Origin of the sequence: Microbacterium sp. Leaf351 (assembly GCF_001423825.1) — a bacterium.
Classification (GTDB): Bacteria; Actinomycetota; Actinomycetes; order Actinomycetales; family Microbacteriaceae; genus Microbacterium; species Microbacterium ginsengisoli.
The window spans coordinates 11,182-13,096 of the sequence record NZ_LMPK01000008.1; the positions used below are offsets into that span (position 1 = coordinate 11,182).

The window sequence follows — 1,915 nt, forward strand, 5'->3', positions numbered from 1 at the left end:
GAAGCACATCCTCCTCCGCGTCACCAACGGCACCGGCGGATCCGGCACCGCGACCGTCCTCGCCGGTTCGCAGCCGTCGGCGATCGCGTCGGGCCAGGGCAGCCTCGCCGACACGGTCGGTGCCGGGGCGACGCGCTGGCTCGGCCCGTTCGAGTCCGCCCGGTTCCAGCAGCCGGACGGTTCCCTCGCGATCGACACGTCCGTGGTCATGACCGTGACCGCGTTCTCGGTCGACGGCCGCTACGTGGGCTGATCCCATGAGCGACACGTCGGCTGAGAAGCCTCACTTGTTCGTCCGTGGAGAGGGTGGGGCCATCTTCAAGATGGACCTACCCCTCCACGAGACGATCGAGGACCGTCTCACCAAGGGCCACCTCGTGCGCGTCGCGAACGCGGACGGCGACCCGTACACCCCCGGACAGGACGGCCCGGAAACGGCCGGCCTGCCCACACAGCGACCCGCACTGAACGCGAGCAAGGCGACCTGGGTCGGCTGGGCTGTCGCGAACGGCATGACGCCGGACGACGCCGAAGCCGCCACGAAGGACGACCTGATCGAGAAGTTCGGGATCGGGAAGTGACCGCCTGGTGGGCGGGGCCTCACACGCCCCGCCCACTGGCACCACACGAAGGGAGCCGGTCATGAGCATGTCCTTCGGGAGCTTCGTCGTTCCCACACGCCTCGCCGAGTCGACGGACCTGACCAACTGGACGGGCGACGCGGCACCCTCGAACGCTGACGCGATCCTCCGCTCCTGTACGACTCTCGTGCTCGAGGCTGTCCAGGGCGTGATCTGCGACGTCGACCCGAGCACGGGTCTCGCCACCGACCCGGTCATCGCCGGCGCGCTGCGTGACGCGACGTGCATTCAGGCTGCCGCGTGGATCGCGCTCGGCATCGACCCGGCCACGGGCGGGATCGTGCAGGCGTCGAAGAACGCCCGCTCCAAGGGCATCGGGTCCGCCCGCATCGAGTACTCCGACGCGGAAGTGCAAGCCGTCGCCGCCGCGCGCGCTGCCGCGTACAGCGGCCTCGTTCCGGAAGCGACCTCGTACCTGCAGCAGCGCAACCTGCTCGGCACGAACATCTGGACACTCGGATGAGCGACGAGCTCGCGGACTTCTACGTCCACACCGTCACCGTGCAGACCAGCATTCGCACCAGCGGGTACGGCGTTGACGTGTTCAACGACCCGGTGATGCTGACGCCCACCGGCGGCACGGGATGCTTCGTGGAACGCAAGCGCCGCCTCGTCCGCAACAACGCTGGCGCGGAAGTCGTCTCCGAGACGACCCTCTACACCTACCCGGCCGCCGCCGACCTCTTCACCGTCGACTCCCTGGTCTCCACAGGCGGCGTCGACTCCCGCGTGATCACCGTCGCCCAGTCCGACTCCGGCGACCTCGACCTCCCCGACCACATCGCGGTCTACCTGACGTAGGAGCGACATGTCCGACGGCAGCCTGTTCGAGAAGCTCACCGCCCTCGAGCAGGCGGTCGACGATCTCACCCCGCTCGCTGTGGGACGCGGGATGGAGCACATCCGCGGGGTCGCCGCCGACCTCACCCCGATCCGCGAAGGTCACCTCGTCGGGTCCGCGTCGGTGACCGTGCACGGCGACGAAGCGAACCTGACCTACCCGGGACCGTACGCCCGCCGCCAGCACTTCGAACTGACCTGGAAGCACACGCACGGGCAGGCTCTGTACCTCGAGCAGCCAATGCGCACCGAAGCGGAAGCCGCGTTGAAGATCATCGCCGACACGCTCGGGGAGGCGTTCTGATGGGCACCACCAGTGAACTGATCGACGGGTTCGCGGCGCTGATCTCGGCCGCGGGGATCGCCGTGTGGGATCCGGCGGGCGTGTACACCGCCGACCAGACGGGCATCTTCCGGAAGGTGCTCCCCCCCGC

5 protein-coding genes are annotated in these 1,915 nt (G+C 69.0%); all 5 read left to right on the forward strand.

From position 1 onward, the window contains the following. The coding region (locus ASG00_RS03000) for a hypothetical protein (RefSeq protein WP_200930841.1) at positions 1-253 on the forward strand (253 nt) is incomplete at its 5' end. Positions 254-287: 34 nt separating this feature from the next. Beyond that, on the forward strand, positions 288-581 hold the full coding sequence (locus tag ASG00_RS03005; RefSeq protein ID WP_235559101.1) for a hypothetical protein: 294 nt from the start codon (positions 288-290) through the stop codon (positions 579-581). Positions 582-642: 61 nt separating this feature from the next. After that, positions 643-1,104 carry a hypothetical protein gene (locus ASG00_RS03010; RefSeq protein WP_056206760.1) on the forward strand — a complete coding sequence of 154 codons (462 nt, stop codon included), beginning with the start codon at positions 643-645 and terminating at the stop codon, positions 1,102-1,104. Next, positions 1,101-1,442 carry a hypothetical protein gene (locus ASG00_RS03015; RefSeq protein WP_056206763.1) on the forward strand — a complete coding sequence of 114 codons (342 nt, stop codon included), beginning with the start codon at positions 1,101-1,103 and terminating at the stop codon, positions 1,440-1,442. Before ASG00_RS03010 ends, ASG00_RS03015 begins: the two co-directional genes overlap by 4 nt. A 7-nt stretch (positions 1,443-1,449) precedes the next feature. Then, positions 1,450-1,785, forward strand: coding sequence for a hypothetical protein (locus ASG00_RS03020; protein WP_056206767.1), 336 nt, complete (start codon positions 1,450-1,452; stop codon positions 1,783-1,785). Positions 1,786-1,915 lie beyond the last annotated feature (130 nt).

Coding starts and splice junctions, on each gene's coding strand:
- ASG00_RS03010 (WP_056206760.1), top strand. CDS start 643: ATGAGCATGTCCTTCGGGAGCTTCGTCGTTCCCACACGCCTCGCCGAG.
- ASG00_RS03015 (WP_056206763.1), top strand. CDS start 1,101: ATGAGCGACGAGCTCGCGGACTTCTACGTCCACACCGTCACCGTGCAG.
- ASG00_RS03020 (WP_056206767.1), top strand. CDS start 1,450: ATGTCCGACGGCAGCCTGTTCGAGAAGCTCACCGCCCTCGAGCAGGCG.